Source organism: Algibacter lectus, from assembly GCF_004368925.1.
Classification (GTDB): domain Bacteria; phylum Bacteroidota; class Bacteroidia; order Flavobacteriales; family Flavobacteriaceae; genus Algibacter; species Algibacter lectus.
On the sequence record NZ_SORL01000007.1, the window covers coordinates 488,125 to 509,671 of the forward strand.

General features: G+C 32.0%; 16 protein-coding genes. 5 read left to right on the top strand and 11 right to left on the bottom strand.

Annotated features, from left to right (window positions below; translation table 11 throughout):
* Nucleotides 1-18 precede the first annotated feature (18 nt).
* Nucleotides 19-255 carry a hypothetical protein gene (locus tag DFQ06_RS03095; protein ID WP_133965954.1) on the top strand — a complete coding sequence of 79 codons (237 nt, stop codon included), beginning with the start codon at nucleotides 19-21 and terminating at the stop codon, nucleotides 253-255.
* Here the strand turns inward: DFQ06_RS03095 and DFQ06_RS03100 are convergent.
* The 7 genes from DFQ06_RS03100 to DFQ06_RS03130 all read right to left on the bottom strand — a co-directional run bounded on the left by DFQ06_RS03100 (nucleotide 235) and on the right by DFQ06_RS03130 (nucleotide 9,803).
* A complete protein-coding gene (locus DFQ06_RS03100) occupies nucleotides 235-984 on the bottom strand; it encodes a LytR/AlgR family response regulator transcription factor (protein ID WP_133965956.1) in 750 nt (249 codons plus the stop codon). The two genes, DFQ06_RS03095 and DFQ06_RS03100, sit on opposite strands and share 21 nt — an antisense overlap.
* Before the next feature lie 7 nt (nucleotides 985-991).
* On the bottom strand, nucleotides 992-4,024 hold the full coding sequence (locus tag DFQ06_RS03105) for a ligand-binding sensor domain-containing protein (RefSeq protein ID WP_133965957.1): 3,033 nt from the start codon (nucleotides 4,022-4,024) through the stop codon (nucleotides 992-994).
* 185 nt (nucleotides 4,025-4,209) lie between these two features.
* Nucleotides 4,210-4,572, bottom strand: a complete 363-nt coding sequence (locus DFQ06_RS03110) for a hypothetical protein (RefSeq protein WP_133965959.1) — start codon at nucleotides 4,570-4,572, stop codon at nucleotides 4,210-4,212.
* Nucleotides 4,573-4,609: 37 nt separating this feature from the next.
* A complete protein-coding gene (locus DFQ06_RS03115; RefSeq protein ID WP_133965960.1) occupies nucleotides 4,610-5,635 on the bottom strand; it encodes a hypothetical protein in 1,026 nt (341 codons plus the stop codon).
* A 10-nt stretch (nucleotides 5,636-5,645) separates the two neighbouring features.
* The gene (locus tag DFQ06_RS03120; protein WP_133965962.1) at nucleotides 5,646-6,554 is read right to left on the bottom strand and encodes an SH3 domain-containing protein; all 909 of its coding nucleotides are present in this window, start codon (nucleotides 6,552-6,554) and stop codon (nucleotides 5,646-5,648) included.
* Nucleotides 6,555-6,578: 24 nt separating this feature from the next.
* A complete protein-coding gene (locus tag DFQ06_RS03125) occupies nucleotides 6,579-7,154 on the bottom strand; it encodes a hypothetical protein (RefSeq protein ID WP_133965963.1) in 576 nt (191 codons plus the stop codon).
* A 495-nt stretch (nucleotides 7,155-7,649) separates the two neighbouring features.
* Complete coding sequence (locus DFQ06_RS03130) at nucleotides 7,650-9,803, bottom strand: VIT and vWA domain-containing protein (protein WP_133965964.1); 2,154 nt, start codon at nucleotides 9,801-9,803, stop codon at nucleotides 7,650-7,652.
* A gap of 694 nt (nucleotides 9,804-10,497) precedes the next feature.
* On the opposite strand from DFQ06_RS03130, the gene DFQ06_RS03135 reads away from it, so the two are divergent.
* The 4 genes from DFQ06_RS03135 (at nucleotide 10,498) to DFQ06_RS03150 (ending at nucleotide 15,930) form a co-directional block, all read left to right on the top strand.
* Nucleotides 10,498-11,796 carry a hypothetical protein gene (locus tag DFQ06_RS03135; protein WP_042503631.1) on the top strand — a complete coding sequence of 433 codons (1,299 nt, stop codon included), beginning with the start codon at nucleotides 10,498-10,500 and terminating at the stop codon, nucleotides 11,794-11,796.
* A 526-nt stretch (nucleotides 11,797-12,322) separates the two neighbouring features.
* Nucleotides 12,323-13,183, top strand: a complete 861-nt coding sequence (locus DFQ06_RS03140) for an outer membrane beta-barrel protein (RefSeq protein ID WP_042503630.1) — start codon at nucleotides 12,323-12,325, stop codon at nucleotides 13,181-13,183.
* A gap of 498 nt (nucleotides 13,184-13,681) precedes the next feature.
* Nucleotides 13,682-14,098, top strand: a complete 417-nt coding sequence (locus tag DFQ06_RS03145) for a DUF6789 family protein (RefSeq protein WP_133965966.1) — start codon at nucleotides 13,682-13,684, stop codon at nucleotides 14,096-14,098.
* 86 nt (nucleotides 14,099-14,184) lie between these two features.
* The gene (locus DFQ06_RS03150; RefSeq protein ID WP_133965968.1) at nucleotides 14,185-15,930 is read left to right on the top strand and encodes a thiamine pyrophosphate-dependent enzyme; all 1,746 of its coding nucleotides are present in this window, start codon (nucleotides 14,185-14,187) and stop codon (nucleotides 15,928-15,930) included.
* 127 nt (nucleotides 15,931-16,057) lie between these two features.
* On the opposite strand, the gene DFQ06_RS03155 is transcribed toward DFQ06_RS03150, so the two are convergent.
* The 4 genes from DFQ06_RS03155 to DFQ06_RS03170 form a co-directional block, all read right to left on the bottom strand.
* Nucleotides 16,058-17,725 carry an NHL domain-containing protein gene (locus tag DFQ06_RS03155; RefSeq protein ID WP_159140040.1) on the bottom strand — a complete coding sequence of 556 codons (1,668 nt, stop codon included), beginning with the start codon at nucleotides 17,723-17,725 and terminating at the stop codon, nucleotides 16,058-16,060.
* Nucleotides 17,726-18,015: 290 nt separating this feature from the next.
* Complete coding sequence (locus DFQ06_RS03160; protein WP_133965971.1) at nucleotides 18,016-19,335, bottom strand: GAF domain-containing sensor histidine kinase; 1,320 nt, start codon at nucleotides 19,333-19,335, stop codon at nucleotides 18,016-18,018.
* Between the two features lie 202 nt (nucleotides 19,336-19,537).
* Complete coding sequence (locus DFQ06_RS03165) at nucleotides 19,538-20,461, bottom strand: NAD(+)/NADH kinase (protein ID WP_133965973.1); 924 nt, start codon at nucleotides 20,459-20,461, stop codon at nucleotides 19,538-19,540.
* A gap of 4 nt (nucleotides 20,462-20,465) precedes the next feature.
* Nucleotides 20,466-21,479 (bottom strand): SPFH domain-containing protein, encoded by a 1,014-nt coding sequence (locus tag DFQ06_RS03170; protein WP_133965975.1) that lies wholly within the window; start codon nucleotides 21,477-21,479, stop codon nucleotides 20,466-20,468.
* Nucleotides 21,480-21,547 lie beyond the last annotated feature (68 nt).

Consider the following 21,547-nt stretch of genomic DNA (forward strand, 5'->3'; position numbering starts at 1 on the left):
GTATTTCTTCTAAAGATTATGAAAAATTATTTAATTTATGCTTCTGAAGGAATTTTTTATTTTCTTGTAAATAAAGGAATGATCAAAGTTTCTTTAACGCCAAATTCAGAACACAACATTTTGGCTAAAGTTCCAAAACAAACGCCACCACTCCTCACCTATTTTCAAGCAAAAAAAGTATGTGTGCCCGCGATTGAAATTAAAGGCAAAAGTGTCATAAAAAAAATTAACTATTCACCTATGCATCGTATCTAAAATCTCAATAATCTCGGTTTTCTTCCGAACAGAAACTGGCACATTTTCGCCGTTTTTCAGCATTAAATAACCACCATCAGATTTTATGTATTCACTAACATAATCTAAATTAACCAAGTGACTTTGGTGAATTCTGATAAAACTGTAGCTTTTAAGCATATCTGCAAAATACTTCAACGTTTTAGTTACAAACACCTTACGTTTGTCTTGAAGATGAAAAATGGTATTGTTACTATCAGATTCACAACGGATAATATCATCTAAACTCACAATAATAATTTTATCTAGTGTGTGTAACGATATTTTATCGGGCTTTTGTTCTGGAGCAGAAAGTGTTTCTTTTAAAATGGTTAATCGTTCTTTATTAGGTTGTATTTGCTCTTTAGCACGATCTACAGCCAAATCCAATTCCTCGTAAGCGTACGGCTTTAAAACATAATCTATAGCAGCAAATTTAAAGGCTCTAATAGCAAACTCATCACTGGCGGTTACAAAGATAATTTTCGATTTTAAATCGGGGAAAATCTCTAAGATATCAAAACCAGTTCCATCGCCTAACATAATATCTAAAAATAGAATATCGGGTTGTTTTTTACGTAAAACCTTTGCTGCTTCTACAACACTTTGTGCGGTGGCTATAATTTCAACTTCGGGATGCCTGGTTTCTAAATCGCTTTTTAAAAGCTGTAAAGCATCAATCATGTCTTCTACAATAATGGCTGTAAGCATAGGTTCTCTAATAATCTGTTAATAAAGGAATTTTAAAGGTAATATTTGTTCCGCCGATAGTACCGTCATCATTTTTTATTTCGGTAATCTGCAGTGCATTTTCGCCAGAAATGGATGTTAAACGCTCTTTTGTAACGGTAAGCGCCATAGATTGATGGTCTGTTTTTATTTTTGTTTCCTGAGATTTAAAAATACCAATACCATTATCGATCACTGTACAATGCAAATAATGTTCGGTAGTATTAAATTCAATTTGAAGCACTCCTGCTTTGTTACCTTTTAAAATACCATGGCGAATAGCATTTTCTACAAAAGGCTGAATTAACATGGGTGGCACAAGAATTTCTTCTGGATCGAGTTCGCAGTTACTAGTAATTGTAAACGTAAACGGTTTTGCTGCCATTAACTGCTCTACAGTAATATAATGGCGTATGGTTTTAATTTCTTGCCCTAAAGTAATCTGGTCTTTTCTAGAGTTATTTAGCGTTTCTCTAAGTAAGGTTGCAAAACTATTTATTGTGGCATTCATTTTATCTGGTTTGTTAATGGCCATGGCTTTTATACCATTTAACACGTTGAAGATAAAATGCGGATTCATTTGTAATTGCAACGCCTTATGCTCTAGAGTAAGCAGATCGTTTTTTATTTGTAATTGTGCTTTATCCGCTTTGTTTTTTAATCTTATTCTTCTAATGTATAGCCAACCTAGAATTAATAAAAGTAAGATTGCGAAGCCTATTACAGCCCATTGGAACTCCGCTTTTTTGTATAACGGACTATCGATAAAAAAGTTGAATTTTATTGGTGTACTTTCCTCCCATCTGTAATTTCTAGATTGTACAGAAAATTGATGCGCGCCATAAGCTAAACCTGCAAAGTTTTGTTTGTTCTCTTTAGACCACGGACTCCACTCGTTTTGGTTTAATTTAGACCGATATTCTATTTGATTTGGATGATCGATATCCACACTTCTATAGGTAAAACTTAATTGGGTTTGGTTGGGGTTTAACTTTAGGACTTTGTTTGTATTGGTCCAAGCTTTTAGGTTGATAGAATCGACACTTTTATAAGCAACTTGCACATCTTTAAAATAGATTTCGGGTTTTAAAGTACTTTTGCTGGCAGCACTTGGTATGTATTCGGTTAAGCCATAAAGCGCACCAAACCAAAGGTGGCCTTTTTCATCTTTATCTACGGCATTTAAACAAGTTTCTATACCTAGAAAACCATCGTTTCTTCCAAAATGATAGATGTCTTCAATATCGTTATCTTGGTTTAATTGAATTTTATCTACACCGCGCTCTGTGCCTGCCCATAAATAGCCTTGATTATCAAATATTAATTGATATATATTTTCTGAAGACATTTTTTTAGCTCCTTTTAAAGGCTTAAAAATTGGAGTGTTATCGCTAATTTCTGAAACCCAAATGCCTTTTCCGGCAGTTCCTAGAAACAGTTTATCTTGATGAAATAATAAGGTTCTTATTGTGGTTTGCTGATTTAAAGCGGCTCCTAAAGCCGTGTGTTTGTCGTTTTGAATATAACCTAAAAGACCTGTTTGTGTGGCGTACCATAATCTGTTTTGGTTATCTAATGCGATGTCTTTTATGTATAAATCGGTGATGCCAGATTTTTTACCATATCTATTTTTGATAACTAAACTATCCTTTTCATTATCGTAATTAAACTGTATAATACCACTAGAATAAGTTGCTGCCCACATGGTGCTTTGTCCGTTAACAAGCTTACGAATCCAATCGAAAGGAAAACCGTTTTCTGAATTTAGAACCTTGTTTTTAATTACTGTTTTGGTGAATACTTTTGTAACAACATTTAAAGAATCGCTATAATCGGGAACCAAACTATCTACTGTTTTCGTGGTTCTTAAAAGTACGCCATTACCATCGGATCCGGCCCAAATATTACCATGATCGTCACTAGTTATGGTTTTAATTTTTATATTCGAAAACCCTTTAATTTTAGGTATATGATGAATGCCTAAAGTATCTATTTGTGTTAAACCAGCTTCGGAACTCGATATCCAAAGGCTATTTTTTGCATGATGTACAGCATAAATACGATTGCCTTTTAAGCCCGATGATGCATCGAAATGTTGAAAATTATTTTGGAAATATTTATAGAAACCACCACCAGATGTGGCTATCCATATATTAGATTGTCTATCGGTAAACGTTTTTCTAATATGAGAAACCGAAAGCCCTTTGGATTTGTTTATGTTTCTTTTTTCAGAATAATTTTGGGTATCTATAATGCTTATGCCATCATTATCTGTTGCTACCCATAATTCATTTTTATTATGAATTTCCATGGAATTAATACCGAGTGGTTCTCGTAATAAAATAGGCGATTCATTATTTTTTTGATCTAGTATTAAAATACCATCTCTATAAGTTGCTGCAAATATTTTATGGTTGTTATAAACTACAGATTTGAAATTGTTTTCTTCTATTTTTTCTATTTGAAGTGTTGCGCCCTCTAGCTTATTTGTTTTCCAAAGTCCCGTGTTCGTTGCTATCCAATAAAAAGCACCGTCGAAAACAATAGCGTTTACGATACTAGAATCGATGTCTGTGTGTATGCTTAGTTTTTTAAGTTTTTCAGTATTAGAATAACTGTAAATCCCTTGTTTTGTTCCTAGATAAAGTCCTTTTTCTGATTTATAAAAATGATTGACTTGCGGACATTTAAAGTTTGAAAAGTTGTTTTTTATTTTAATAGATAACCCGAGATTTGTTCCAATATATAGGCTATCATTACTTGTGTATAAGGCATGGATATAATTGGAAAGCAGTCCATCATTCTCATTCCAAATAGAAAAATTGGTGCCATCAAAATTACAAAGTCCGCCTCCTTGTGTGCCTAACCATAAGTAACCTATTTCATCTTGAACAATATCGTATACTTGAGATTGTGGTAAACCATCTTCTATAGAATACGATCTTAATTGACTGTTTTGAGCACCAATAAAAGGGCTTATAAAAAGCAGAAATAATAGGACGTATGTTGTGTGTTTATTCAAATGGGGATATTGTTATAAAGGATATTTTACTTGCTATAAGCGCTTAAAATTTAAATTTGTCGATGACTAAATTTTCGGTTAAATATAAACTTTTTTTATGTTTACTTCCTTCCATTTAGATATTAAACCCTTATTCATTTTTAATTGAATTGGTTAAATTTTTCTAGTATCTCGTTTTATTCAATTTAATAATTTCGTTTTTGTTGAAAAGTAAACGGACTTCTAATATATGCTGCAAATATGGTAGCCATAACAATTAGAATTGCAACTTCATAGGGTTTTCCTTTGTACATATGGATACAGACAATAAGCGTCATGTAAAACGCTAAAAGTATGGTTCCGATTACAATCGTTCTGTTATACAAAAATAAAGCTGTCGCTATTAATAGAAAAATGCCCGCTATGACAAGTATAGTGCTGTTTGTGATAATTTTATTCATTTCACTAGGATGCAATATTTTATCTAAAGCATTCGGTATAAAGAATAATGTTATTATTGCTGACGGTAACCATACTAATATGGTTTTAAATATTTTTTTTGGATCCATTTTTATCTAATTTTTAAGAGTGAATTCGGTTGTGTTTTCATAGCATTTGGTATAAACTAGTATCGTTTATTGCTGTGTTTCTATATTCTGTTGCATCATCTTTCTGTAAAATGGGCTGTAACACACAAAGGACTGTTGTTTTTCCTTTAATAAGAAGTTTATTGCCACGGATTTCACTTTTCCAACGGTATTTTTCTATAGGAATATTTAGGTTGAATAAAATAGTTGCCATTTCTGAAGACTCGGAAACCCAATCCATAATAGCATCTCTATCACTAAATCTTGGTATTTCTGATTTATCATTAAAAGTAAACTCCCATTCTACTGGAATATTAAACTTGTAACTATAAATGCCACCTAAACCTGTTTCTTTTCTTGTTTTTAATGCTGTAAACCAATCTATTTTAGTTTCTGGATAACTCGCTTTAAAATCTTTTGATAGTGCTGCTGGACCTGGAGATTCGGCTGTTGGGTAATATCCGTAATAAGGTTTCGCTAAATAGTGTCCTGCATATTTACCTCCAAATACATTAAAATATGAAGACGCAATTATTTTTGGTGATTCTCCTGTTGTAAAAACTTGTTTTAACGCCTGCAAAAGTGCTTTATTCTCTCCTAAACCACAGGAATGAAAAACAATTTCGGTAGAATTATTAATACCGTATTTTAAAACGGGCATATTATTTTTGGATTGAGATAAGGTTTCTACTGTAATACGTTCACCTTTTCTTGTTGTTTTTAAAGACATGCCTAACCAAGGATTACTATGGCTTACAATGTGAATTTTATCGTATGTTTTACCAGCAGTTTTATTAAGAAAGCTGATGATTTCTTCTATTGAAAACAAATGATCTACAACCTGTATATCTTGTGCTTCAAAATAGTTTTTTGCATTGGTGTAATAGGTATTATCACCTTCATCAAAGCCAGCAATAAAAACAATAGATTCTGTCTGTTCTGTAAATTCTATTGGCAAAGCAAGTGCCGTTTCCGGTGTTTGCGAAAACGGCTTCTTGCAGCCTAATATTAGAATTAAAAAGATTAATATTGGATATAGTTTCATTAATACTTTTTTAGAAATTAATAGGGTTTAAATGCTCACTAGCTACTAAATCTTCCGTGCTTTCTGGCGTATCCTCAACTTTAACTAATTTGTATCCATTCCATTTATACTCACTAATAATTAGTTTTTTATCTTCCTTAGCGGTTTCATTTTTAGCTATTGTTTTAAAATCTGTAATAAAAGTTTCTAAAACCAATCTGCTTTTTACACCTTCCATATCCGATGGGAAAACAAAAGATTCGGTTTTACTATAAGATGTATCGCAGTGATCAATTAAACTGGCTACGTTTGTAAATTTTCCGTTATTCCAAAAAATGTACATTTTGCCTTTATTTTCATTTCCTTCAGTAGCAGGAATATCAAGAGCGATAATATCTTCAACATTAAACAACCCTTTGTTTCCAATATTTTTTATTTCTAAAGCCTTAGATTGATGTCCGTTGAAAACAATTTTATCTATTTGAACACCGTTTTTAAAAGCTCGTAATTGATGTTTTTGTTCAATTTCACCTGCTTCATTTACGGTAGCACTTTCAAAGCCATAAGCAAATTTAACGTTGTGGCTTGCTTCACTACCAAAGGTTTTTTGAGCTATTAAACCGCCCCAAACCCAGCCAGAGTCGTTACCAATACTTACGCGATACCAGTTGCTTTTAATACCATCTAAGGTATCTTCACGTTCACTTTTTTCTTCTATAATCATTTTGGTTCCAATAGGTAATAATGCTACTGCCTTTCCCTTTATAGATGGATTTTCACGTAAGTAAACGTGGTCTGCAAGTAAGTATTCGTAAGCGACTTTACTTACTGTAGCACTTGGTGTTGCTGTTGCGAAATTTACTTGTGGTTCTGTTTGGCCAAACATGGTTGACATTGCTGCTAGGCATAATCCTAGGATACTGTTTTTTACATTTTTCATTTTGAATAAATTTAAAGATTAATATTAATTATTGTCAATGCCTGAATAGGCTACTGATTCGTTGTCATTAAAGTCATCATCATTCCACGCAAAACTTTGTAGAATTTTAAGATCTTTAATAGTGTGTTTTTCTGTAAAGTTGACCTCTGTTTTAAGTATTATAGCTTCTTTACCAAGTTTTTGTACTGGGAATATATATTGAACTTCTGTTGTTGTGTTCTCGCAAAATTCGTTTTCTATATATGGTAATGAAATAGACTCGTTAGTATCCGTTATCATGTAATAATGAGTTTCGGCATGGTAGCAACATGTGCTATAATTGATGTCTACTTTTATAATTTCATTAATGCTATCCAGGTTAGGATCTGTTAATAATGTAATAGTAACATCTTCAAAAAGATCAAGATCTAGAATGCTTAAAGTTGCTATTTTCATAGAAGCATCATCTGTTGCTACAATATCGAACAGTGCTGTAGCATATTCTTGCTGCTTGGTGTCCATTCTATTTGCAACAGTATACTTGTTTGTTTTATTAAACTCTTGCGCGTTTGTAAACTGAAAACTGATTACTGTGATTAAAAGAATAATTAGATTTTTCATGGTATATATATTAGGTTGTTATATTTCTATACCTCAAAATTAAGGGAGAACTAAGGGTTTATTTGGTCGCTTCTAGTATCCGTTAGCTATAAACTAGAATTCGTTGTTATTTGATGGTTTATACTTATTTGGATTACCATTTCCCTCAAGTTTATCTATGCCAACAAAAAGAAAACCTGCAAAGTTTTTAAGCCTTACAGGTTGTTCTATTTTTTGAAATTATAGGGTGATAATTGTTTTATTTTCTATTCAGAATAACAACTTCAATTAAAAAAGATCAATCGTTAAACTATCATTCTACAAATTCCTCATATTGATATTCTAAATCAAGTTTACCATCCGCTTTTGTGTTTTGTTGTTTAAAATTATACACACTATCTCGGGTTTGTACTGATTCAGTATTTAAATAAAAATCAATGTAGTGACATCTCACTAAAATCATATAAATATTTAACGCGATACATGATACAACTGCTATTTTTAAAACGGTTTTTATCATCTTTTTAAGGTTAAAGTTATACTTCTATTCACATTTAATGTTTTTACAGATAAACCCGTAAATTCTTTAAAAATAGATGACGCATAAACCCAGCTACCATGTTCTAGAACTTCAATTTCTACAATTTCACCTTCAGCATTAAACTTAATACGTAGGCTTTCATATTGTTTTAAATATTTACTTACTAAAGCGCTGTATAATGCTTTAAATTCCATCTTAATTTTTCTTTTATCAGTTTTCAATAGGTTTTCATTCATTGTAATAGAAAAAGACTTCTTAAACATGGTTTTTTTAGAGACTTCTGCTTCTGCTCCAACGGCTGAATTACTTACGTTTTTAGGCATAGGAAGTGGTTGCTTTATCGTTTTTAATGTACCGTCTTCATTAACAATGGTTTCATCGACAGCTACAAAAGAAGTGTAATTGGTTACCAGGTTGTATTTTATTCCTAAGTCTATAACATCTTGCTTTACATCATCAGAAAATAATTTATTGTAATCGTCTAGTTCCTCTATTCGTTTTCTTGCCCATAAATAACGTAAGGCTTTGTTTTTAGAGCTTAAATTACTTCGAGACACCTGGAATTCTTGTTTAAATTTTTTCTTGCCCTGGTAACCGGTAATTATAATACTCCCTTCTGCTTTACCATGGTATTTTCCATAAACAAGAACTGGCCTAGCTGCAAAAACATCTGGAATGCTACTTGGAGCCATATCATAGATTTCAAAACCTTTTGCTTTAAGCTTTACTTGTGTTAATAAAGGCGTTTCTATATAATTTTTAAAAGCTTTTGCTGTTTCTAAAGCTTCTGTTTTTGAGGTTGCTATAAAAGATTCGCTATTCGATACTTTTGCCATACCTTCTATTAAATATCGATTTACACTAGAGCCTATACCAAAAGTGAACACATTGGCTTGGTCTAAATTGTTTTTAATAAGCTCGAAAGCTTCTTTTTCTACACTTACATAGCCATCTGTTATTACAACCATAGAACGCGCACTACTTGAGTCTTTTCTCGGTAATTTGTATGCTAATTTTAAAGCGTTGAGTAATTCTGTACCGCCTCCGCCTTGTCCTTCAGAAAGAAAAAGAATAGCAGCTTCTATATTTTTTTCATTGACTTCAACTGAATTTGTACTGAAAACAGTAGAGCTAGAAGCAAACAGCTGAACGTTAAACGTATCTGTAGCTCTAAGATCGCAAAGTAAATTACGCATGAGTTCTTTTGAAACTTCTAAAGGATAACCATTCATTGACCCCGAAACATCAACAATAAAGAGGTATTCTCTAGATGGAATATCTTTAAAATTAATTTTGTTTGTTGGTTCCATTTGTAAGGCGAAGAAATTCTCATCGCCATGTTCATATAACAATAAACCAGATTGTATACTGTTGCCACGAAGATTATAGTTTAATATAAAATCTCTATTTCCTGGGTTTTTATTACTTTTTGATAAAAATACTTCTGCTACTTTTGGATCTGGATAATTAATATTTACTTGGTGGCTGCTGCTATTTATATTTTGAATAATCATGCCAGCATTTAGTGATACTTTAATATCATAATCAAAAGTACTTGCCAATCCTTTTGATGTATATGGTGTGTTAAAGGTATCTTCTGATTGTTTATTTTCTCCTGTAAACCTTGGACCAACTACTGCTGGAGCTACAAATTGATAGGTGCCATTAATAGGAACTAATAATTCGGTGTAATAGATAGCAATAGTAATTTCATCACTGGGCATTATATTCCCCACATTCATTTGAAAAACATTAGGTCTGTGTTGGTCTAGTTTAGCTGCTCGCTTCCCTTGTTTTACAGCCGTTTCATATACTTTTTGAGCTTCTTGCTTTTCGAATATTTTGGCATTTATAGTACGATTACCAATCGTCATCTGCATTTTATGAACTGCGGCTTGAGTAGACAACGGAAAAACATATTTAGCCTCTATGGGCGATTCCCCTTTGTTTTGATACACTTGTATAAGCTTAACGTGCGCAATAGTTCCCGAAATTTCGACTTCTGTTTTAGATGATTTTAAAGGAATTACAGCATTTTTAGTTGAAACTGATAAATATGGACTATCGTTATTTTGTGCGAAACCTAAAGAGATGGAACAAAAAAGTAAGAGTGTAACTAAGTATTTCATGGTTTTATTTTTTAGATTGTTGTTATTTATACATCAAATCTAAAAGAGAAGCCATGCTAATCTAAGTGGGTTTTAGAATTCGTTGGGGTTAATCTAGAATTCGTAACATCGCTATATTGAAAAAATGATTTATCAAAGTTTTGATATTATACCCATAATAGAAGGTGAGTAAAATGTAAATATTAAATAATTAAGAAAGTAATTTGATTGCTATCTAACAGAGCATAATTGTTCTAATATTATTATCTGCTTATTAAAGTAATCCTTCACTTATTAACTTATTAGATAGCTATTAACAAATAGGTTAGTGTTATTTTATTTCAAGAAAAAAACACTATAACCCCCTTTTTTTTTAAAATTTATTAAAGTATAACTTTTAATAAAACACATTTATTATGCTTTTTTTAATGACCGTTTATCTATTAAACTTTTTTTTACAACCGTTCAACTAATTTTAAAAGCACTTCTCAATAATTTAAAATATTTTTGTGCCAGTTAATAATAAATATAAAATAAAAATTGTGACTTATTAAATTTAAAGGTGTCTTATAAATAGAACAACTTTAAATATCTCTCTAATTATTACGCTTAAAAATTTTATCATTAGGCCCTCAAATCATGATAAAGTTGTTTTCTAGATTAATTCTGAATTTGGTATTAATCTTGATTATGTTGTAATGAATAAATAAAAACTATGAAAAACTTAACCCAAAAAACATTAATACTTATAACTATGTTATTCGTAGGCTGTATCTATGCGCAGCAAGAAAAAGGAATAATCGGTAATGATAACTGGCTTAGTTATTGGACAGATTTCAAACCTAAAACAAATGATTATGGTCAACCTAGTCAAATTTTAACTGGTAACATTACTGAAGATACTAAGTTAACTAAAAGAGAAATCTATTTATTAGTAGGAAATGTTTTTGTAACAGGAAACGCAACACTTACTATAGAACCAGGTACTATTATAATGGGAGATTCTAAATCTAATGGTTCTCTAATTATTAGTAAAGGATCAACTTTAATTGCTGAAGGTCTAGAAACAGATCCTATTGTTTTTACGTCAAGTAAAGATATTAAGAAAAGTGGTGATTGGGGTGGATTATTTATTCTTGGTGATGCTCCTATTAATCAAGTGGGTGGTGTATCTAATGTAAAATATGGTTTTCAACAAGTATCCAATCAAAATGCTCTTTATGGAGGAGAAAATGCTAGAAGTAATTCAGGTGTTTTGAAATATGTAAGAATAGAGTACGCAGGAAAAAGAACTAAAGATAATGGTTATTTTAGCGGTATTACTTTGGCTGGTGTAGGAAGCGAAACTGTCTTGGAAAACGTTATGGTGACTTACTGTAAAGGAAATTCTTTTAATGTTATTGGAGGAGTCGTTAATTTAGATAAAATGGTTTCTTATAGAAGTAATGGTAATGATTTTGATTTTAATTATGGTACTCAATGTAACATAACAAACTCATTAGCTATACGCTCTCCTTATGTTTCAGGTTCAGAAGAATCTAGATCTATGTCTATTTCATCTTATAACAGAAAAGAAGAAGTAGATTATTCAAAAAAATCCACATTGGTTACTGCTAAGAACATATCGATAATTAATTTAAGTAACGATTTAGCTTCAGCTATTGAAATAGGCTTAGTAAAAGAAGGTATCTATGTATCTAAAGATGCATCTTTAAATATGAGTAAAAGTGTTATTTCTGGATTTAATCCAGCTGTAATATTAGATAATGAAATTGAGTTATCTACTGAAAACTTGAATAAGCTAAAGTTTAGTGAAATGTATTTCAATAACAGTAACGGAAATATTTTTATAAAAAACAAACCTAACAATGAAGATTTAGAGAATTGGTACGGTAACAGCTTATTCTTTAATGTATATTCTAAAGGTTCAGATTCTGAAACATTTATTAATTCTCAAGACGCAAAAAATCTTGATTTTAGATTGAAAATTGATGAAATTATAGCTTCAAATTAATATTGGGTTTATAGTTTGAAGATTGGTTCTCTTCTTAAATAAAAAAAGTGATATTTCTATTAATGGAAGTATCACTTTTTTTATACGCCAAAATTAGTAATATTCTATTTAAGCCTTCCCTCCTACTCAACCACATAAAAAACACGCCATTATTTATGTAGAATAAACTTTAATTCCCTAACTAAAGTATACTCCAGAATACTTTGTTAATCGGTTATCTTAGTTTTAAAGTTATATATCGGTATAATAGTATAAAGATATTCTAAATTACTCATTACTAAGCTATACTAATTCAGAGAAGAATAGTTAATAAAATTAACAGAATGAATTATCTATTTGGCTCAATAATCTTTATATTTAATACACCTAACTAATCTTATAAAAAAAGTATATTTGTCAGCGATTGTAAATTATGACATCATTTTATAACTTCTAAGTATTTATATAAATAAGTGCTTTTTAGATTAATGTTTAAGTCATAATCTTCAATCATTTTTTTGTGAATTTTTAATCTAAATTATACATTATGAAACATTCAATCATAGCACTTACAGCTATTGTAATGAGCGGTTTGGCTTATGCCCAAGTTCAGGTTTCGGTGAGTACAGGTTACGCCTTTGCGAGTGCAGGGATGAAATTAGGAGAAACGGTAAACGTTTCGGAAACAGGAAACTCTTACGGGAGTTATGGCGAGGGAGCCAATGTTCAGATAAGAGGAACTTACTTTTTTAATGAGTCTTTTGGTGCCGATTTAAGTTTTGGGTATTTACAAGGTACAGACCAAACGGTATCGGAGGTTAATACGCCAAATACAGATGTAAATGCGGTGGCTAGAGCGCGTGCTTTTGGAGCATCAACGTCTGTGGTGTATAAATTCACCAATAACATTTACGGTCGTTTTGGAGCCTTATTAAAATTAGGCGGAAAAACGGAAGCTGTGGTGTATAGAAAAGCGGTGTTTTCGGAAGCTGAAGCAGATGCATTTGGTGTGCCAGAGGGATCGTATTCTGAAACGAATTACACTGAGGATTTCCACGGGCATTTTCCGTTAGGTTTTGTTGGTGCTTTGGGATATAAATTCGATTTAGATTCTAATTTCAGTTTGTTTGTAGAGGCCGAATATTACGGTATTAGTTTAAAGCGTAAAGACTCAGAACTTGCTGAGTTTAATACCAATATTGTACTGCCTGATGGAACGGTTGCTGTAGAGAGTTTTTACTCGCTAGATAACTTGCCAGATGGCACGGTAAGAAAAACAACCTATGTCGATAATTTATCGAATACCAATACCGATGATTCTAAAAAACTATCACAAAAGGTGCCATATTCTTCTTTCGGAATTAACTTTGGTATTACTTATAAGTTTAAAAAACGTGCAGATAAATAGTAGTCTGCTCTTTTAAAACATTATAAAAAAAAACCTTGTTCTTTAATTAGAGCAAGGTTTTTTTTATGGCCAGATTTCGGTCAGGGTTTTGCTGATTTTCGTCCTCTTGTTTAAGATAGTGATTTTTTAATACTTAAAACATTTTAAAAAATTGATTTTAAGCTACTTGACTCAATATATATAAACTATTAATTTATATAGATCTATCATGGTTTTCTACCATGTTTTTCCGTTAGAACTATAGCTTTAATGCTGTTATTTTACTTTATATACATACATCTTATAAAAAAACGAACATGGATTATCCTTTTTAAATGAGGTAATAATGAAATTGTACGAGGCAATCTGTATCTCGAACTTCGGTTACTTTGCACCTTATAATCAATGCTTTAATAAAAGAGCCTGTTTGGTTTCGTCTTTAGCTTCACTCAAAACGCAGCATTCATTATTAAAATCACATTGAAGAAAGAATCATAAATTTTTAAAATTAGAATTACAATGAATAAAACTATTTCAAAATCAGTATTCGCAGGTATTATAGCAACGGCAGCCATGACTATTATTATGCTTATGGCACCAAATATAGGAATGCCCGAAATGGCACCTTGGAAAATACTATCGAGCGCATTAATTGTTTCTGTGGTAGAAGGCTGGATTTTACACTTTGCAATGGGTATACTCTTAGCTTTTGGTTATAGCTATGTTTTTGCACCGAGTGTTAATATACAAAACACTTGGATAAAAGGTGTTGTATTTGGTATTGCTGCTGTGGTGGTTGCCCAAATTGGTATGAAATTAATGGGGATGGTTTTCGAAATGCCACCTATGGATGGCAGCATACCTATGCGATTAATTGCTATGCTTATTGGCCATATTGTGTTTGGTATTGTAACCGTAAAAATAATAGGGAAATAATCCCAATTTGGAATTGTATAACAATCTGGTTTACGAATGCCAAAGTGGTATTGGTAAATAAAATATAAACTTAAAAATATTAAATTATGTCTAAAAATGTATCAGAACAATTACTTGATATTTTATTGAGTGTTGGCGTAAAGAAAGTATACGGAGTTACTGGCGATGCCCTTAACTTTTTTGTAAAAGCAATAGAGCAGCGCGATGGCGTAGATTGGATAGGAATGAAACATGAAGGTAATGCATCTTTCGCTGCCTTTGGTCATAGCCAAACCTCAAATAATTTAGCGGTTTGTGCAGGAACTGTTGGTCCTGGTGCGTTGCACTTAATTAACGGACTTTATAATGCTAAAAAAGAACGCACACCCGTTATTGCTATTACCGGACAAATAAACCAAAAACAACAAGGAACGAGCTTTTTTCAAGAGGTAGATTTAAAAAAGGTTTTTGATGATGTTTGCGATTATCAGGCTATTATTGAAACGCCCGAGCAAGCGCCTATGGTAATACAACGTGCTATTAAAATTGCTATGGCTAACAATTCGGTTTGTAGAATTGAATTGGCGGCTAACGTTGCTGAAATGAAAGCTGAAAACGATCAATTTATACACCCAATACTAAAATATAAATCGAATTTAGTTCCCGATGAAGCTGTCATTTTAGAAGCGGCACATTTAATAAATAATGCCAAAACAGTTGGTATATTGGCTGGTGATGGTTGCCGTGAAAGTCGAGAGGCAGTAATTGCTTTATCTAAGCGGCTAAACGCTCCCATTACCCACAGTTTGCGTGCTAGTGATGTATTTGATTATGATACTGAAAATGTGGTGGGACTTACAGGTTTAATTGGAAATCCATCGGGTTATAATGCCGTGATGAAGTGTGATTTACTATTGATGTTGGGAACGGATTTTCCGTATATCGATTTTCTTCCGCATGATACGAAAACCATTCAGGTTGATATTAGACAAGAAAATATAGGAAATAGAACAGCCGTTACTTTGGGTGTTTGGAGTGATATTTCATCATTTTTAGAGCTGCTTAATCCGAAGATAAATCAAAAGGAAGATTCTCAATTTATGGATAAACTAAAAGAGAGTTTTAATAATTGGAGACATAATATGAAGGAACAGGCCTCGCCTACTCGTGAAAATGAACCTTTGCACCCACAAATATTTGCCGATTTAGTAAATGAACATGCTTCTAGCGATGCTATTTTTACCGTAGAAACTGGAACTTCGGCTATTTGGGCAGCGCATCATATTTCGTTTAATAAACAGAGACGTTTAATTGGTTCTTTTAATCATGGTTCTATGGCAGTTGGTTTGCCTTCGGCTATTGGAGCACAAATGGCAAATCCGGATAAAGAGATTTGGTGTTTAAGTGGTGATGGCGCTTTTAATATGGCGATGCAAGATTTTATTACGGCTGTTCGATATGAACTCCCTATAAAAGTATTGATTTTTAATAACTCCGAACTTAGTTTTGTAAAGCTAGAAATGGAACAAGTTGGTCTTGCTGCCAGTTTAGATGCTTTGCATGAAACGAATATGAATTTTGCTGAATATGCCAAACTTTGTGGTGGTGATGGTGTGCGCGTAGAACATGCCAAAGATATTGATGCGGCTATAATACAAGCAAAACATAGTAAAAAACCATTTATTATTGATGCTGTAGTTAGTAGTGGTGCGCTGTCTTTACCACCACATATAGGTGTTAAAGAAGCTATTGGTTTTGGAACATCTAAGTTAAAAGAAGTCGGACAAGTAATTACTGGAGATAAAGACCAGTGGCAAAACTTGAAAAAGGAATTGCAGTCTTATTTCGATTAAACTTTAAATAGAATAGATTTAACTGCTAAAAAGTGGTTGTTTGGCACAAGATATATTAAAAAGAAAAAACCTATTAAAACATGAGCTTTAATAGGTTTTTTAATATGAAATAAATTAAGGTTCTGTATTATTTTAGAACTCTAATTCTGTGATTATCATAATCTGCAATATAAATAGTACCATCTGCGGTTACTAACATACCTGCAGGATTGTAAAATGTTGCTTGAGAAGCAACACCATCATTACTACCTGATGAACGTGTACCCGCAATAGTTGTTACTTCTGCATTTGGAGTTATTTTTCTAATGTTATGTTCCGATCTATCCGAAACTAATAAATTACCATCATTATCGATAGTAATTCCGTTTGGCACACCAAAACTGCTACTTGTTCCAACACCATCGCTAGAACCAGAAACACCATTACCAGCAAAAACAGTTACAACACCAGCTAAAGTTACTTTTCTAACAGTACGACCAAATTGATCGGTAACCATTAATTCGTTATTATTACTTAATACAATGGCTCTTGGATCTTTAAATTGAGCGCTGCTACCTGTACCATTGTTATAACCTTCGGTTCCTCCTGCTAGCGTACTCACTACACCTGCTGTTGTAATTTTTCTGATACTTTGGTTTTCTAGATCGGCTACATAAATGTTACCGTCAGCATCTGTAGTTAAACCAGATGGCTTGTTGAATTTAGCAGCGTTACCCATACCATCTACAAAGCCAGAAGAGCCACCAGCAAAAGTAGTAACTACTCCGGCTAAACTTACTTTACGTATTCTATTATTCCAGCTATCTGCAACGTATAGAAAACCATCTACACCCATAATAATATCTGTTGGACGGAATAATTTAGCATCGGTTCCTGTGCCATCTGCAAAACCATTAAAACCACCTACTAAAGTTGAAACTTGACCAGCTGGTGTAATTTTTCTAACGGTGTGGTTTCCATATTCGGTAACATAAATATTTCCAGCAGCATCGGTAGCCATTCCTGTTGGTCTGTTAAAAGTTGCTATAGAGATATCTCCATCTACGTACCCTTCAGTAGAACCTGCAAACGTACTCGCTGTTAAAGCTTCTATAACATCGATTAAACCAATTGTTATTTCTTGAGCAAAGATAATATCTGTATTTTCTAAGGTTACTACAATAGTGGTTATTATTTCCGGTAAGGTTTCAAAATCTAACAAACTACTATCAACAACTCTCATTTCTCCTGTAGAAGAATCGATTTCGATAGCACCATCTACGGTTACACTTTCCATACTAAAGACTAATGCCTCATTACTATCTGTTGTTGCAGTTACTACTGCGATAACTGTACCAGAAGCAGCGTTTTCTTCAATAGTAAAAGCTGAATCGGAAGTAATGACTAAGCTAGAATCTAAAACATCATTTATCGTGATAGTGAAGTTAATATCTTCGGTTTCTGTATTTACTTTAGCTTCTATAACTCCAGTAATTTCAGTATTTGCTTCATAATCGAATGCCGTGTTATCTGCAATTAAAAGTTCGCCAGTAGTAGGGTTAATACTTACTGCGCCATCTGGTGTTTGAGATTTAATACTGAAAGTTATATCACCTTCGTTTGCACTTGCTGTTATGGTACCTAAACTGGTTTCGTTTTCTTCGTTTTCGTCTATGGCAGTTGCAAAATCTTCAACAATAATAACAATTTCAGTGTCTGGAGCTTCTTCTTCTTTTTCTGTTTCATCTTTAGTACATCCAAAAAGGACGAATACTACAGAGACTAATAGTAGGTTTGAAATTAAGTGTTTCTTCATGTCTTGGGGTTTCATAATTTAGTTAAAATTAATATTCATTTTTATTATTTTAATCGATTAAATACGAATATTAACGATTAAAAGTGGTGAATATAAGACTATTTATAAGAAACTAGTTAAATTACTAGAAGATTTTTGAAATTGGGGCAAGTAATTAATGCCATGAATTTGAAACAAATTGGCATCGTGTTATTGATTTATCTTAATTATTGAAAAAGATAAATTTAAGGTATATGATTATTGATAACCTTGAAGGAACTATTTAAAACACTGATAATAAACTAATACGATTAACTTTTAGGCAGAGTAAAGAAAAACGTAGAACCAATTCCCTCTTCACTTTCTAGCCAAATAGAACCATTGTAATATGTGATAATCTTTTTAACAATAGAAAGGCCAATACCAGATGATGCACCTGTACTTTCTAGTTTGGTAAAGACTTTGAAAATTTTATCGAAATAATCTGCTTTAATTCCCATACCATTATCTTTTACATAAAACTCGTAATGCTCTAGTTTTTCCGAGAATCCAACATCAATAATGCCGTGGTCTTTATCGCTATATTTAATAGCATTTTGAATTAAGTTTTGGAAAACTTGCTTATATCTCCATGTGTTTCCAAACAAAGTTGGTAGATTTTCTTGAACCGTAATGGTAGTATCACTTGGTGTTAAAACGGTTTGAAGTACCTCGTCGATCATTTCATTGAAATCAACATGTTTATCTTCAGAGCCTAAACGTTCTACTGTAGAATAATCTAAAATTCCTTTAATTAAAAAGTCCATTTTTTCCACATTAAACAGGGCTTGCTCTAGTGGTTTCATGTCTTCTTTGGATACTTTATCTTTATGGTCGTACATAAACCACCCCACCAAGGTGTGTATGTTTATTAATGGCGCCTTTAAATCGTGAGATACCACGTGAGCATACTCATTTAACTCCACATTTTGTTGCGATAAACTTTTAAGTAACTCTTCTTTTTTTCTTTCTTGCTCTTTTATTTGGTCTTCATACTCTTTTCGCTGCTTAACATTTACCAACATGTTTGCAAAAACAAATAGAATTTCCTTTTCCTTATCGTTGTATTTATTAATCTTTTTAACCGAATCGAAACCAATAAAGCCAATAAGTTCGTTGTTTTTTATTTTCGGAATAGTAATTAAACTTTTGATCCCCTGTGGTTCTAAAATGGCTCTTAAACCATACTCGCCATCATCGGGCAATAAACTTACATCTTCAACAAAGAAAGCTTCCCCTTTTTTATGAGCCTCTAGCCATTGTGTAATATGATCTAAAGGTATATTTTGTAAGTGCTCTATTTCCGGCTCTATGCCTTCTGCGCACCATTCATAGGTGTTGGAGGTGGTATTGTTTACAAAATCGTAAGAGAATATGTAACTTCTATCCGATTCTACAAACTCGCAAATTTGCTTGAGTGATTTTCTTAAAAGCTGATCAATATCCGATAAATCTGAATTGATATATGTAGTAGAAATATTAATTAATAAGTCTTGAAAACGCAGTTGACGTTCTATAATTTTATCTTTTTCTTCTTGATTAAAACCTGTTTCTGAAATTGATTTTGCGTGATCCTGGTGTTCTGCTTTCATTCGACTTATTAAGATTTAAAATAAAACGTAGTCTATATTACTTGACTAAGATAATATTTAGAATCTTCTTATTAAAATATAAGTTCAGGAAGCTTATGTTTATTTCTATAAAAGATAAGATGCTATTTTACACTGAATAGCTTATTGTGATAAATTAAGAAAGCCTCGTATTTATTACATAAGGCTTATAATGATTACGATATTAGATAATTAAGTTAGCTTTTTCATTTGCAATACTAATTTCTACACTACTTCCGGAATTGAAGTTTAAAAAATCGGACTCCACACCATCACTAAAAATAATACCTTTTGAAGGCATATGTGATTCAATTTTTAAAGTCTTATTTTTTGTTATAATTCCATAGCCAATGTTAGTTTGAGACATTTTACTTAAAAAAGGTTCTCTTACAGCAAAAATAAGTTTGTTCTCATTCCAATCTAGTGTTGTTCCACAGTCTGCTAAATCACGACTGTAATATTCGCTTATAATATTCGTCATGTTAAAAATAGAACTTAACCAACCTGTAGAACCAGCTCCTGTTGAAACTATAATACCACTTGAGGATTGTTGTTCCTTATCACCGTTAAATTCTATACTATATTTAGAAGAAACATGAGAATCCGCTCCAATATAAAAATCATTAAAAGCTAAAAGTTCCTGCCCATCATTCAAAACAGCTTTAGCCATTGTAACTTGTTTTGTGTTATAATTCCCTTTTATAACATCTTTTAATATACTCTTTAAATGGTCTGGTGAATGTTTTAATAAAATTCCATCATAGCGTTTAATATCAGGATTAATACCGATAATTGGTAGACTACTAACGTATTTAGCGGTATTTGCAACCAAACCATCTTGCCCGATAACTAAAACTAAATCCTGCTCGGTAAAAATATAAGTTGGTAAAAACGAACGATGAATAATTTTGTACTTAAGTATTTCGGAAATTGAGTGTTTAACTTTTTTTAGTGATTCATAAAAAATATTATGTTCTAACTCGAAAAAATTAAAATCTCCACCAGAACTTTCAATATAAAACTTAGCTTGTGCTTTAGAGTTAAACCTTTCGATTAACTGCTCAAGCCTAGTTTTATCTGTAATGATTATTACTCTTTCAAATTTCATTGTGTTATTTTTTACTTCTTACAATTGAATCTAACAACTCAGGAGAAATATTTAAGTTTCCTATTTTATCTGCATTTTCAGCTAGTTCTCTAAATGCTAAAGCAATATTATTTCCAGCATCATTACCATTGTTTCCTATAGCCATAAGGGTTTTCCAGTCTAACTCTTTATAAGGTTTCAAATTGGCATTTAATACGTATTCTTTAACGTCTGCCTCTTTCTTTTCGTTAGTTACTTGTATATCAATAAGGCTTTTCTTTTGTTCTTCTAAAGCAATATTTGACCTCATTTCCATTTCTTTTAGCTTTTGCCCATTTTCTTGCTTTACAACATCTGTTTCCATTTTCTTTTCTACAATTTGCTTTTGTTTTTCTTCAATAGCAATTTCTGTATTTAACTCTGTTTCTTTAATTATTCTTTCCTGTTCTACAGCAAAATTTCTTCGCTCATAAACGGCTTGATCAGCTTCAATTTGAAGAGATTCTCTAGTTTGTGCTTCTAAGGCTCTTGCCATTTCTGGGTTTGGAGTTACACCGAGTATATTAACACTTAGGACTTCTAAACCTAACATTTGTACTGTCTTAGATTTTTGAATATTAGAAAATATTTCCTTTTCAATATCTTCTAATTGTCTTAATGCTTCCTTTAAGTTTAATCTTTGGATAATTGAAGCACTTGCTGTCTGTGCTTCATTTATTATTCTTTGTTGAATCTTCTCGTAATCATTTTTTAAATACTGTTTTTTATTATTAACAGTAAAATCTAATGTTTCTGCTATTTGTTTTGGGCTTTGTATTTTATATGTTATTTGTCCTTGTAAAGTAACTTCTTGATAATCTTTTGTGGTTTCTTTAAAAACAAACTGAAAATCATTACTCTGCACAGGTATAGATACAATTGAAGAATTTGGAGAGAAATAAAAGAATGATAAGCCTCGGCCCTCTTGTTTTACTTTTCCGTTTTGATAATGAATTACATAATTCATTGAGTCGAACTTGATATAATTAATTCCTAGCATAATAATGAGTTTAAATTAGTATTTGCGTAATTATAACACAAATGTAAAACGAAACAGATTCTAAACCT